The sequence below is a fragment of the Shewanella sp. 10N.286.51.B7 genome, from assembly GCF_002873615.1.
Classification (GTDB): domain Bacteria; phylum Pseudomonadota; class Gammaproteobacteria; order Enterobacterales; family Shewanellaceae; genus Shewanella; species Shewanella electrodiphila.
Window position 1 is genome coordinate 1 of record NZ_MCUF01000022.1, and the last position, 13,509, is coordinate 13,509.

A 13,509-nucleotide genomic window follows, 5' to 3' on the forward strand; every position below is an offset into this window, starting at 1 on the left:
ACCTAGGTACTAAACCTAGGCACTTAATCTAGGTACTTAATCTAAGTACTAAATCGTTTAAGGACTTTGCAGTGAAAACCATAGACCAGAAAACCCAACACTCATAACTTACATGAACTCGGCGTTATCTGCTTCGACAGCGGCTTTAAGCTGTTCGAGTACATCCGGCATTGCGCTAATCACGCGGCTCCACGTTGGCATGAACGGCGTTTCCATCGGATTATCTAAAAAGCGTTGCCCTGCTGTGACAATATTTTGGGTGAACATTTCTACTGCTTTTTCTTCAGTATGAATATCAGTAGTGAGCCCATTCATCAACGCATCATTATGATAGGTTTCTACGTAATCGAGTGCGATACGGTAATAAGTGGCTTTTAAGGTTCTAAAGGCTTCTGTATTAAAGGTTTCACCTTGAGTGGCGAGTTTTCTAAAGAAAGCCTTAGTGATATCGATCGACATTTTAGATAAGCCAGCCTCAGCATTATCTAAGGATAAATCCTGATGCTTATGATCATAATTATCCGCAATATCCACCTGACAAATACGATTATGAGCATAGTTACGGTGCATTTCACTGAGCACACCAATTTCGAGACCCCAATCGCTAGGAATACGCAGATCGTTTAATACGTCACGGCGAAATGAAAACTCACCCGCCAATGGGTAACGAAAACTGTCCATATATTCTAGATATTCATTGTGTCCTAAAACCCTCTGAAGTGCCTTAATCAATGGGGTCACTAGTAATCGTGATACGCGGCCATTGATTTTTCCATCCGACATACGGGCATAAAACCCTTTACTAAATTCGTAATTAAACTGTGGATTGGCCACTGGGTATAACAGACGAGCAAGTAATGATTTTTCATAAGTGACAATATCGCAATCATGCAGTGCCACCGATTCCGTTTTACCAGACGCTAAGGTGTAACCCATGCAATACCAGACATTTCGTCCTTTACCGAGTTCTTTTGGTGCTAAACCTAACTTACTCAGTTTGGCATCTAATGCCTGTAATCTAGGGCCATCATTCCACAATACTCGATGATGTTGCGGCAGTTGATTAAAGAAACCAAGCGCTTGCTTATATTGCTCTTTATCGGCCCTATCAAGCCCAATAACAATCTCACTGAGATAGGGTACTTCTTTTAACTTACTGATTATCTGCGGTAAGGCTTCGCCTTCAAGCTCTGAATATAATGAAGGCAAGATCAAGCCTAAAGGACGGGTTTTAGAAAACTTGAGTAAGTCCTTTTCCATTTCATCATGGGTACGCTGAGTTAAGTTATGTAGCGTAGTAACAATGCCATTTTGGTAGAAATCGGCCATATTATGCCTCCTCAAGTGTGAATGATGGTGTGGATGTCGATGACTCTAATAACAAGGCCTGCAAACATTCAGCCCAACCTTTAGGGCCATAATGCTCGCTCTGCATGGTTTTGTTGTCTGTGATGATTTTTGGAAAAGTATGAGTGGGTGACTTAATTTGAATTGCCACATCAGCGGCCTCTAACATGGCGCTGTCATTACCACTGTCGCCTAGGGCGATGGTTTGCACGCTGGTTTGATACTTGTCTGCATACACTTGCGCAAGCCAATCCATTGCGCGACCTTTATCTGTATGACCACCCACATGTAAAAAACGACCTCCTTGAAGCATGTTCGCTCCAAGGCTGTTCATATGTTCTATAAAGGCTCTTTTTCGGCTTTCATCGGCCGTCCAAAGTACAGGTTCGGAATAATGTCTCACTAAGGCTAAGGTCGCCTTTTCAGCTGATAAATCAGTAAATTCACATAACTCTTCTGCAGTTAAAGTTGAAAAGCCAATATAGTCGCTGGCAAAATCACTCGCCTTTGAATCTAATAGCTGTAGCCAATGTTCGCGGGGTTCACAGAACTCTTTTACCCAATAGTACCCTTGGGTAAATGTATCAGCAGGTTGGGTATCAAAATAGCCGATGGGGATATAAACCACCGCGCCATTTTCGGAAATAAAAGGAGAATTGAAACCAATTGTCTGTTGGATTTTTTCCATTTCAGCAAAGGTTTTACTAGTATTCGCAATGATGGGAATTTGTTTTTCTACCAAAGCCTCAATCACCCCGATTGCACTCGAAAAGCTATAATCGTAATGATCCAGTAACGTGCCATCCATGTCGGTAAAAATAAGCGGTCTTGTCGTCATATTTATTCCCTTCCGTTCGCAAACAAAAAATATCTCTGTTTAAAACGTTTCAGGTTATATGCCAGATCGTAATAGGCTGCACTAAATTGGAACAGACAGAGGCTTTAACCATTGAAAGTAATCAATAAATTATTGAGTGATATTTGCAAAACAAATACTGCTTTTGAGGTAATTAAGGGCATTGTTGCGAGGTTTTAAAACAACTTACGCACCAATAAGGTGCAAATTTGGTCATTGAGTTGCGCAGAGAGAGCCACTTGAACCATCATCTTTTAAATAACAAACGAGGTAAACTTATGCGGCCCCAACGTTTGAATTGCTAGGCTATTTAATAAATTTTTAATGCTCAGAAAGAAAAACAACAGTTTACTTTAAGCACATTCAGCAAGGTAAACTTTATTTCTTCCTGAAAATTTAGCTTGGTAAAGCGCATCATCTGCCTGTTTAACTAATGTCGTTAGTGCTGTATGGCTGTCGCTTAGCACTGCAACTCCTAGGCTCACGGTGAACTCGACAGTCTCATCATCAAATTGAAATGATTGAGATGCTATTCCATTGCGTAATCGATCTGCAATATTAAATGCTTCTTCTTTATTGGTATTGTCTAGAATGATTAAAAACTCTTCACCACCAATACGTCCTACGAGATCATGCTTTTTAAGCCAGCTTTTTGCTCGTTTAGCGGTTGCATCAATCGCTAAATCACCAATATGGTGACCATATTGGTCATTGATCGATTTAAAGTTGTCGATATCAAAAATAATCACAGCGACAGGTTGGTGCTTCTTCCAGGCTTTTTCTACGATTTTTTGACCGATTTGAAAAGTATGACCACGGTTTGCAAGCCCCGTTAAAAAATCGGTTTGCGCCCTTACTTTTAAAGATTTTCTCGAAAAAAGTAAAAACAATACTATGCTAGCTAGAACAACCAGAATGACGATGAACAAGCTCATTTTAAGCTCATTGATACGTTCTTTATCTTTTACTGATGCCCAATTCAATTCATTGATGGCTAACTTATTTGCCAGTAATTCATTCTCAAAATCGGCAATTTTTGAATTATGCTCCAGCGAATTACTCACCACTTTGTTATCGATAACACTTTGATTAACTTTTCTCTCTATATCAATAACTTCAAACAATTTACTTGCCGCAATAACGGGCTTATTTTCATCCAGTGCGATAATGGCATCGGCCTTTAGAAACATTGCTTTCATATTGGCGGCAAAGCGCTTGTTTAATCGAAACGTTCTTGCAGCTTCAGCAGCTTTTTTGGCATCTCCACTTTTAAAATAGGCCAAGGCTAAATACAAATAATTACTGGAGATAAAATACTTTTCTTTTGTGGTGTGCTCTAAGGAAACCGCATTTTCTAAATGGAATATAGCTTGTTGATAATTTTGAGTCCGTAATGCAATACGTCCTGCATTTAAATGAGCAAAAAACAGTAAATCTTTGGTTTCATCAACCATATTTGCTAGGGCAAATTGTGCTTCAATGCTCTTACGCGCTTTGTCCCAATCAGCTAACTTAATCGCTTGGCTGACCATGTTATGTTGCATGTTAAACATATCTTCAATGTCATTAATGCTTTGCCAGGTTTGATACGCTTTTTCAAAATTTTCATAGCCTCTTTGATGTAAGCCTACGCTCCGATATAAACTGCCTGTTGCGTTATAAATCATAGCTTTACGATGTACATTGAGATTCTCACTCTTATCAATAATCAGCATGGCTTCATCAAGTAAGGCAATCCCTTGATAAACAGTTTCAGGCTCACTGTAACAAAATGCATTTTGAGTTAAGGTTTTTGCGAGTAGTTCAGAGTTGTTATGTTGGCGGGCATAAATAAGTGCTTGTTTTCTATCGGCACAATACACAGCAGGATCATTGCTTTGTAAATACAAAGCAAAGGACCTTTCTAAATGACTATCAATAAGTACATCAGTAATTGGCAGATACTTTACTAATGCAATGCCTTTGTCATAACTGGCAATGGCTTTATCCAATTCACGAGCTTTTTCATATAATTGACCATAGAGAAACCACACTTTGGCTTGCTGCTCTGGTTTCAAGTCGTTATTTCCCAGACCAAACTGATCTAATAACGCTATACCTTCTTGAGGGCTAACAGATAAAGCTGACTCTTCTAATATATCTAGACTGTTTATATCATGAGAATTTATATCATGAGAATTTATATCACGAGAATTTATATCATGAGAATTTAAATCACGAGAATTTGCAACTCCACTTGCACTGAATGCAAAAATGGCACAACACAGCCATACTCGCCAATTTTGCATCATTTAAAATCCCTATCCATCTCAATCCACTAACCCTTTAGCAGTATATCTATTTCAAGCCAACATAGCATTCCATTAAAGGCAGAATGTTGATTTAAAGAAATATTTGTGGCGTATAGTTACATATAGAACAAAAATATTTACTGTTTCTAAAGTAAAAATATGACTCTCGTGAATGAATAAAAATATGACACTGTCGAATAAACAAAATATCTACACTCAGCTTTCATTAGACCTCATTGTAAGCCTCGATTGATTTTAATATTTTTGGAGTGTTTCAGTATTAACATGCTGCCAAATAGAGATGTTAAATGCTTATATGAAGCGCTTATGTGCAATGTTTATGTGCAATGCTTTTGTAAATTGCTTAATCGTGCATAGATCAAAAGCTATTTGGCATTATGCGGTCGCTAGGGTTAACTGCTGACTAATGGCATCTAAGCACACTTTGACACTCAGTGGCATCCTATTGTCAAAGGGGTGTAAGCCATAGACACTATTTAACGCTAATTTCTGCCCCAGAAAAACTTCACATAACTCATGTTCAGACTTGGAAAAATAAAAATCTGGCACTATTCCTATACCGCTTCCTGATTGGATTAACGCTAAGCAAGTATGAAATGAGTTAGCAATACAGTGTGCTTGTGCTTGATAATGCCAAATTAATTTTTCTGAATTGATAAATTGATGGCTAATAGTTTTACTTTGCCATGAATTGGCGACATAGGGTAAAACTTGCCACGCCTTTGATTCAATAAGTGTTTTGTTGCCAACAAGTACATCTCTAAACTCGCCAATGCGTTTTTGCTTTAAGTTACTTGATGGTGACTGGCCAACTCGAATCGCTAAGTCAATGTCTTCATTTACCAAATCCAAATGTTGGTCATGACTAATTAACTCTGGTTTTAATTGCGGATATTGCACTAACAGTTGTGTAATAGCAGGAGCAACGAGGGTTTCCATAAGCGCATTTGGTGCCGTTATTCTTACTTTACCTTGAGGCACATTCTTTGTTTCCTCAGCTTCGAGCCATGCGTCACTGGCGATCTGATTTATCGTTTTACATTGTTGATAAAACTGCTCACCTGCAGCGGTCAGAGCTTGCTTTCTGGTGGTGCGTTTCAACAATATGATGCCCAAAGAAGCTTCCAAGGATTTTAAATGCTGACTTACCACTGACTTTGATACTTCTAACGCTTCAGCTGCGGCGGTAATCGAGCCCATTTCAACAATATGAGCAAATACTGACATTTGTCGTAATCTAGACATTTATTGTTCTATTTAACTTAACAGTGAATATCAATATAGCTGTTTTTAAGAGCTAATGATAAGACTAATCTAGATCTCAATGACGAAATAACAGCTTATCAAGGAACCTCAAATGACAAATAACACGATTACTGGCACTGACAACTCAATATTAGCCGCATGCAAAAAAGGGATTGCTGCATGGCAAGTCGCATTTAACCATCAAGATGCCAAGGCCTGTGCAGCTCAATATCAACAAAACTGCATTATGACAGCACGTCCATTTGGTGTATTTGAAGGGCGCGAAGCTATTGAAGCTTTTTGGCAAGGTATTATGGACCAAGGTTTTAACCAAGTTGACTACACTCAAGTGACTTGGGAAGCTGAAGGCGAAAGTGGCTATATTTTAACCTCACAATGGACAATGAATAAAGCTTTTGGTGTTGTACATCGCGAACTTTGGGTTGTTGAAGCAGACGGACGCGCTAGACTCGCTAGCGACGAGTTTGAAGTACAAGGCGAGCGCTAAACATCATGCTAACTGTTTATCTCCGTTGATGAATGCAGCTAACATGATTGACAACTCATCGATTCACAACCTTTCCCTTAACTTTGAGGGAAAGGGTTGTTTAGCTTTATCAATGCCTAGGTTGGTTGCAGTTTAAACTATTTCATTGCTGCTTTTACATACACATCAAAACGGTTTTTCTTCTGCGCTAATACCATGCTAGGTTTTACCCCATCTAAATCTTCTGCATAGTCAGGCCGCTTAACCACAACACGTTTTGTTGCCAGTGCCTGAGCAGGTTTTAATAGTCCGTCAGCATCTAGGTCTGCACCCACTAAGGTTTGAAACACGCGCATTTCTTTTTTTACTAACGCCGACTTCTCGCGATGTGGATACATAGGATCAAGATAGACGACATCGATTGCTTCACCTGATTGCGCTGCTGCATCAGCCAAAGCCTCAATGCTTGAACCATGGAATAAACTCATGCGAGCGAGCATCCATTCACCAATTTCAGCATCTTCATAGGCCCGGCGAAGGCCATCTTCAAGTAAAGCAGCGACTACTGGGTGACGCTCAACCATAATCACTTTGCAACCTAAACTGGCAAGCACAAACGCATCACGGCCTAAACCAGCGGTGCCATCTACTACCGTCGGCGTCACGCCTTGCTTAAGTCCCACTGCTTTTGCAATAGTTTGACCGCGACCGCCACCGAATTTACGTCGATGAGCAACGGCACCAGAGACAAAATCAACACTGATCCCATCGAGTTTTGGCTCGTCGCGTTTATGTAAACTCAAGCTGTTGTGTTCAAAACGCAGCTCAAAATCCGCTTCTTTGTCCCACACTAATCCCCAACGCTCAGTAATATCGATGAGAGAAGGATATTGTTGATTAAAAAAGATAGGTATTTGCAAAGGGATCCCGACAGTCAAAGTGATTCCTGTTTATTATGCCAAAAGCCTGCGGCAGTGAATACCTATACCTGATGCCTTAGAAAACTTATAATGCAGCTATTACACAGCATTTTGCTGTTCAAATAAGTTGGGATCTCTCATGTTAAGTTATCGTCACGGTTATCACGCTGGCAATTATGCTGATGTACTCAAGCACACAATGCTGCTTCAAGTGCTTAAATTGATGCACAAAAAAGATAAGCCTATGGCCTATATTGACTCCCATGCTGGCGCGGGAGGTTATGCGTTAACTGATGAGTTTTCGAAGAAAACGGGTGAATACTTAGATGGTGTCGCCAAACTTTGGGAACGAGATGATTTACCTGAACCTTTGCAGCAGTATATTGAAGATGTAAAACACTTTAATCAAGGTGAAGAAGAGTTAGCGTTTTACCCAGGCTCACCGGCTTTTGTTGACATGAACATGCGCGAAAAAGATCGCATGGTATTGCATGAATTACACGGCACCGACTTTGCTTCATTAGATGAGCAATTTAGTAACGACCGACATGTTCGCGTGATTAAAGGTGATGGTTTAAAAGGTTTGATTGCTGCAGTGCCACCACTAGAGCGCCGTGCTGTCGCGCTGATCGACCCAAGCTATGAAATGAAAACAGACTATCAAGATGTTGCTCATGCCATCATCAAAGCCCATAAACGTTTTGCAACGGGTGTTTATATGCTTTGGTATCCAGTTGTAGATAGAGCGCAAACAGAAGCGATGCTAAAGATTTTGACTGACAGTGGCATTAAGCATCAACTGCGAATTGAACAATCAATTACTCCTGATAATAATGTGTTTGGCATGACAGCAGCAGGCTTGTGGGTGATTAATCCACCATGGAAATTAGATATCGCGGCTAAAGAAACCTTAGACTATTTAGAGCGCTGTCTTGGTAAAAGTGGCGGTAAAACCGTTGTGAAATTAGAAGTGCCAGAATAATTAGTGACAAAATAATTTAGTACTCAACAAAAAGCCCATGTAATTTTAATTGCATGGGCTTTTTAGTTTCAAATTTTTAGCTTCAAAATAGTGATATCAACTTACTAATCGCCATTTAACGTCCGAGAAAGAGCACCTAAAATCGCACTAAAAAAACCAGCACTGACATCCTTACGGGTATTATTACTCGATGTCTGACTTTGGGGACGAGACTCCTCAACTTCCCTCATTTCTGCATTTTCATATGCACCAATAACAAAGTCGTTAGCTGCATTTGTAGCCGTTCGTGCGGAACACGCTGTAAGTAACGGTACTAACAAACACGCCAATAAAATCCTTTTATTCTTCATCATCCTTAACCCTTAGACTTAGACTTAGACTTAGACTTAGACTTAGACTTAGACTTTAAATTAGCCCTTAATCTTAATCATTAAATTACTTTTTAAAATGCCCCAGCCGCTCCAGGAAATACCACAGGGCTAGTGTTGCCGTCTTTACCCACGGCAGCTACGCCATAAAGATAATTATCTATGACCATATTCTTTAGTATAAATTCACTCACATTGCCAACATAACGGCTATGAGTCCATTCAGATTCTGTGGTTAAGCGCCAATAAACACGATAGCCCACCACAGCTTTATCTTTACTGGCATCCCACTGTATTTTAGTGTTTGGCTGCATAATGCCTTCAATCTTCACCCCCGTTGGCGGCGCAGGCGCCCATGCCATTGAAGCCAAACTGATCGCATTTAATGCTGTTAACTTAGCATTAAAGTCAAAATCGACTCCTTCAATCACATCGCCGTATTCAATGCCATTTTCAGTGCGTAAGTCTTGGTGTTGACGGTCGTAATGTTCATTGGTTTCCATCACTCTAACCGCTGGTAAACCCGCTTTGTTAAAGGGCAAGTGGTGTCCACCACGGCCAAAACGATCTAGACGATAAACCAGCATTACATCTAAATTGGTCATGTACTGATCTGCTAAAGATTTAATGTTACGAGCTAAATTACGCGATGCAGAATCATTTTCGCCACCACTAAAATAACGCTCTTTCGCTTCTTCTTTGGTTTCAGCAATACGCACACCTTCAGAAAACACTCTAACGGTTGAATTATTGATAACGCCATTTATGCCAGCAATATTGCCGATCATGTCGTTATTCAACACAGCTTGAACCTGCCAATCATGCTTATTAGCATAATTAATCAGTACATCGCCGCCATATAAGCCTTGTTCTTCTCCTGAAAGCGCTGCATAAACAATCGTGCCATTAAATTGGTATTGCGATAATACGCGCGCAGCTTCTAACGCACCTGCCACGCCTGAGGCATTATCGTTCGCACCTGGTGAATCTGAAGTAAAGTCCATCGGGTCGGTAACCCGTGAGTCAATATCACCACTCATCATCACTACACGATTGGGATCTGTTTTACCTCTTTGTATTGCAAATACATTGACCACCTCAGTGGGTTCAGGAATACGTTTACCGCTAACGGTTTCTCCTACCATCACCACTTCAAGGCAACCGCCACAATCAGCAGAAATACGCTCAAACTCATCTTTAATCCAGCGTCTTGCCGCACCAATCCCACGGCTATCTGACTGAGTTTCAGACAAAGTATGACGTGTGCCAAAACTCACCAGTTTAGCCACATCATCATGTAAGCGGCTCGCTTGTGGTGCGCTGGCAATATCGTATAAACGCAGATCTTCTTGTGAAGGTGCAGGTGTTGCTGCAGCGCTTAAGCTGATTAACGACGTTAATCCGACTGCAGACGTGAAGGTTTTTATTAATGTTTTTTGGTTCATAACATCCTCTAACTTTGTAGTGCAGCGCGATAGCGTTTTAGTAATATTTTGACTCGCTCTACATAGGCTTGTGTTTCAGGATAAGGCGGTATGCCTTGATATTTAGTCACAGTTGTAGGGCCGGCGTTATAGGCGGCACAAGCAAGATCAATATCATTATCAAACCGGTTGAGTAAGTAAGCCAAATATTGACTTCCTCCCCAAATATTTTGTTTGATATCAAAGGCATCACTAACACCTAATTCTTTTGCCGTCGCAGGCATTAATTGCATTAGGCCAATAGCCCCCACTTTTGAGCGAGCTTTGGCATTAAAGGCTGACTCAGCATGAATGACCGCACGAATTAACGCAGGATCTAATTGAAACTGCTCAGCTGCATCGGTAACAAAGTCGGCATGTTTAAAAGTAAATAATGGAATGCTATGCCAATCGACCTGGGAGTTGACCTGACACGCAAAACAATCATAAAGCAGCACTTCAAAGTCTACAGAGTCAGGCACTATGTTTGAAAACGTTGTAATACCACCTTGCTCATATTGATAAATTTTGCGCTTCGCTTTGGTTTTACCTTGAGATAAATTTGTTGTAGACAAAGAAGCCGTTTTATTGGGTTTAATCCAAGCTTTTTTAGGCTTAGAAACCACTGATGTTGCCGGAGAAAGTTGAACACCTTTAGTTTCAATAACTTTAGTTTCAATAACTCTCGTTTCGAGAATTGGCGCTTCGACGACTTTAGGTTGTAACACCAACATGGGTTTTGGTGATTCACTTGCTAGTGCAACAACAGAAGGATGAAGCACTTGCTGCTTTTTCGGCTTTAACTGCAATCGACTTTCAACATCCTTTGTAGATGAATTTTGCGTTGGTAACACAACTATCGGCGCTAATAGCACTTGCTGTGATTTAGTTTGCTTTACAGGCTCTGGCTGTACTTGAGCCACTTTGTTGGGTTTGATGTGTTCTGTTACTGATTGCGAAAACTGCTTTTGCGGCTTAACTGTTTCAACATAGTGATATTGCTTAGTTGGTTTAGATGGCTTAGTTGGTTTAGATGACTGAGATGTCAGAGTTGGCTTAGATTCTTTTAGTGTATTTTCTTCAGGCGAATCGGTGAAGTTAATATCACCAACTACTGCAGTAGTTGGTGATAAGGTTAGCAAAGCCTTTTGCTGCTGTTTGCGCTCTAAATTAACTGCAACGGGTTTCATACTGAGTTTTGTTTTAGGCGTTGTAGAGTCTGACGTAGCGCTATCATTCGCCAGCACAGGGTTGGTCATGACAGTTAATACTGCAATAAACATGCTTAAGCTTTTGATTAAAAACTGTATTTTTCTCATTATGTTTAAACTGTAAAATCCTAATGCTCAAGCTTATGAAGCTCTATTTCTTTATTATTCAAGGTAATACCGAGCTCAGTTCACCTATTGTTATTGTTCATAATAGTCATACTTTGAACCAAAGTTCACCTTTAATAGCGTAACAAGCAGTGTTTTTTTATTGCGCACTTTTTTACAATCCATTCAAAAACCGGATAAAAAGAAGGGGTTAAACCAGTAAAAAAAGCAACTTTACAATTAACAGTCAATGAATTGCTTTATATACAACTAAATAATGAACAAATCACCCACGAACTAAATTTTACCGTTAAATAACAGCACCATAACCACAAACCGCCCTGGGTGTTTTTTATACCAGCTTACAAATAAATCATCACGATATAGGCTGTTTTATCTTGGTTGAGTTGTGATAAAGTTAACTTCAATGAATAATGGTTGTTAAGTTATTTTTATCAACTTTTTCATCGTTAATTTAAGCTTAATTTAAAATAAATACGCTAGGCTGTAACTTGGCAAAATCTCAAACACATAATAATTAAGCCAAGCTAAAGGGAAGATCATGACCACAACTCCATCAAATACGAGCCCAACCGGTAATGGCGCGCCGCCAAATAATCAGACACCTCAAGATATTGCTTCTAGTGGTGCTTTTGTAAAATTTCTTAATATTGTTGAGCGTTTAGGTAACCTGTTACCTCACCCAATTACCTTATTTGCCATGTTCTGTTTAGCCGTTATCGCTATGAGCGGTATTGCAGGTTATTTCGAGCTCACGGTCGCAGACCCTAGACCCATTGGTAGTTCAGGCCGAAGCGAAGATGGACTGATCCATGTCGTCAGCTTAATGAATGCTGAAGGCTTGAGAATGATTGTCTCAAACCTCGTCACTAACTTTACTGGCTTCACGCCACTAGGTACCGTACTTGTTGCCTTACTAGGTGTAGGTATTGCCGAACGCTCAGGACTACTTTCTGCCGCTATGCGTTTGTTAGTGATGGGCGCTTCTAAGCGTCTTGTGACACTCACGATTGTGTTTGCGGGTATTGTGTCTAACACAGCCTCAGAGTTAGGTTACGTCGTGCTTATCCCAATGGCTGCGATGATATTTCACTCCCTTGGTCGCCATCCATTAGCCGGTCTTGCTGCTGCCTTTGCTGGGGTATCGGGCGGTTATAGTGCCAACTTATTGTTAGGAACCGTCGATCCACTGCTTTCAGGTATTACCGAAGCGGCCGCTCAGATGATTGATCCTGAGTACATTGTTGGACCAGAAGTGAATTGGTACTTCATGTTCGTTTCCACCTTTTTAATCACCGGATTAGGCGCATTAGTCACTGAAAAAATCGTTGAGCCTAAACTGGGGAAATATGACGTAGCTGAAGCCGCTGACGATTTATCAGAACAAAAAATGGATGTGGTGACTGCAGAAGAAAAACATGCGCTAAAAATGGCAGGCTTTTCTGTATTAGTCCTATCTGGCTTACTTGCTTTAACCATTGTTCCAGAATGGGGCGCACTTCGTAACCCTGAAACAGGGTTAGTCGCAGGTTCACCATTTCTGAAAGGGATTGTTGCATTCATCTTTATCGGCTTTGCTATTCCAGGCTTAGTTTACGGTAAAGTGGTCGGCAGCATGAAAAAAGACACTGATATCATTAATGCCATGTCTCACAGCATGAGCACCATGGGTATGTACATTGTGTTGGTTTTCTTTGCATCTCAATTTGTCGCATTCTTTAAATGGACAAACTTAGGCGCTGTGCTTGCGGTTACTGGCGCCGATGCATTGAGCAGCATAGGATTAACTGGACCACTCGTGTTTGTATTGTTTATCATGCTATGTGGTTTTATTAACTTAATGCTAGGCAGTGCATCTGCACAATGGGCGGTAACTGCACCTATTTTTGTGCCTATGCTGATGCTTGTCGGTTATGCCCCTGAAACTATTCAGGCAGCGTACCGTATTGGTGATTCGGTAACGAACCTTATCACCCCAATGATGAGTTACTTTGGACTTATTCTTGCGGTCGCAAGCCGTTATAAGAAGAATCTAGGAATTGGTACACTGATCGCTACCATGTTGCCATACTCTATCGTGTTCTTTATTGGCTGGACTCTGTTCTTCTTCCTATGGGTGTTCGTGCTTGGCTTCCCTGTAGGCCCTGGTGCTGCAACTTACTACACACCATAGAAAAGAATGAAAACGCCTT

11 protein-coding genes are annotated in these 13,509 nt (G+C 40.6%); 3 read left to right on the forward strand and 8 right to left on the reverse strand.

Going from position 1 to position 13,509, the window contains the following annotated elements:
* Positions 1-108: 108 nt before the first annotated feature.
* The 4 genes from BCU84_RS04840 to BCU84_RS04855 form a co-directional block, all read right to left on the reverse strand.
* Positions 109-1,329: a glycosyl transferase gene (locus BCU84_RS04840; RefSeq protein ID WP_102526971.1), complete on the reverse strand. Its 1,221-nt coding sequence runs from the start codon at positions 1,327-1,329 to the stop codon at positions 109-111.
* A gap of 1 nt (position 1,330) precedes the next feature.
* Positions 1,331-2,185 (reverse strand): HAD-IIB family hydrolase, encoded by an 855-nt coding sequence (locus BCU84_RS04845; RefSeq protein WP_102526972.1) that lies wholly within the window; start codon positions 2,183-2,185, stop codon positions 1,331-1,333.
* Between the two features lie 371 nt (positions 2,186-2,556).
* Positions 2,557-4,494: a GGDEF domain-containing protein gene (locus BCU84_RS04850; protein WP_102526973.1), complete on the reverse strand. Its 1,938-nt coding sequence runs from the start codon at positions 4,492-4,494 to the stop codon at positions 2,557-2,559.
* 396 nt (positions 4,495-4,890) lie between these two features.
* Complete coding sequence (locus BCU84_RS04855; protein ID WP_102526974.1) at positions 4,891-5,760, reverse strand: LysR family transcriptional regulator; 870 nt, start codon at positions 5,758-5,760, stop codon at positions 4,891-4,893.
* Between the two features lie 112 nt (positions 5,761-5,872).
* On the opposite strand from BCU84_RS04855, the gene BCU84_RS04860 reads away from it, so the two are divergent.
* Complete coding sequence (locus tag BCU84_RS04860; protein WP_102526975.1) at positions 5,873-6,268, forward strand: nuclear transport factor 2 family protein; 396 nt, start codon at positions 5,873-5,875, stop codon at positions 6,266-6,268.
* Between the two features lie 137 nt (positions 6,269-6,405).
* Here BCU84_RS04860 and BCU84_RS04865 read toward each other — a convergent pair whose 3' ends face one another.
* Positions 6,406-7,173 carry a class I SAM-dependent methyltransferase gene (locus tag BCU84_RS04865; protein ID WP_198589529.1) on the reverse strand — a complete coding sequence of 256 codons (768 nt, stop codon included), beginning with the start codon at positions 7,171-7,173 and terminating at the stop codon, positions 6,406-6,408.
* A 133-nt stretch (positions 7,174-7,306) separates the two neighbouring features.
* Between BCU84_RS04865 and rlmJ the strand changes: the two genes are divergently transcribed.
* Entirely contained in the window at positions 7,307-8,149 is an 843-nt protein-coding gene (gene rlmJ, locus BCU84_RS04870) for a 23S rRNA (adenine(2030)-N(6))-methyltransferase RlmJ (RefSeq protein ID WP_102526976.1), read from the forward strand.
* 104 nt (positions 8,150-8,253) lie between these two features.
* Here the strand turns inward: rlmJ and BCU84_RS04875 are convergent, their stop codons facing one another.
* The 3 genes from BCU84_RS04875 to BCU84_RS21125 form a co-directional block, all read right to left on the reverse strand.
* Positions 8,254-8,499, reverse strand: a complete 246-nt coding sequence (locus BCU84_RS04875) for a hypothetical protein (protein ID WP_133146619.1) — start codon at positions 8,497-8,499, stop codon at positions 8,254-8,256.
* 92 nt (positions 8,500-8,591) lie between these two features.
* Positions 8,592-9,962, reverse strand: coding sequence for a M28 family metallopeptidase (locus BCU84_RS04880; protein ID WP_102526978.1), 1,371 nt, complete (start codon positions 9,960-9,962; stop codon positions 8,592-8,594).
* Positions 9,963-9,970: 8 nt separating this feature from the next.
* The gene (locus tag BCU84_RS21125; RefSeq protein ID WP_347231188.1) at positions 9,971-11,263 is read right to left on the reverse strand and encodes a lytic transglycosylase domain-containing protein; all 1,293 of its coding nucleotides are present in this window, start codon (positions 11,261-11,263) and stop codon (positions 9,971-9,973) included.
* A gap of 595 nt (positions 11,264-11,858) precedes the next feature.
* Here BCU84_RS21125 and BCU84_RS04890 point away from each other — a divergent pair.
* A complete protein-coding gene (locus BCU84_RS04890) occupies positions 11,859-13,490 on the forward strand; it encodes an AbgT family transporter (RefSeq protein WP_229370582.1) in 1,632 nt (543 codons plus the stop codon).
* Positions 13,491-13,509 lie beyond the last annotated feature (19 nt).